Here is a 273-nt window from a genome sequence, read left to right as displayed (position 1 = left end):
CCGAAGAAGTTGTTTATCAATGGCTTTCAATTAAGTTACCTGCTGAAGTTGAAATAATGAAAGAGGCCGCAATGCTTTCAGCAACGTGGCAAATAGAGGCTTATAAAACTATTATTCCGGGTAAAACCACCGATGCCGATGTAGCTAAATTTTTAAAAGCTAAAATGAAAGCACAAGGTGTAACCGATGCATGGGCTGCCGATCAAAATCCTAACGTAAATTCAGGTCCCGATCGCGGGCATTCGCATTCTACAAATAAAGTCATTATGCCGG

1 protein-coding gene is annotated in these 273 nt (G+C 41.0%); it reads left to right on the top strand.

Annotated elements, in window-relative coordinates; translation table 11 throughout:
- On the top strand, window positions 1-273 hold a 273-nt coding region (locus R2R70_RS20255; RefSeq protein ID WP_410978937.1), incomplete at both ends, for a hypothetical protein.

Source organism: Cobetia sp. SIMBA_158, assembly GCF_046566945.1.
In the GTDB taxonomy this organism is placed as follows: Bacteria; Pseudomonadota; Gammaproteobacteria; order Pseudomonadales; family Halomonadaceae; genus Cobetia; species Cobetia amphilecti.
The sequence above is the reverse complement of the archived record's forward strand: the minus strand, read 5'-3'. Positions and strand labels throughout refer to the sequence as shown.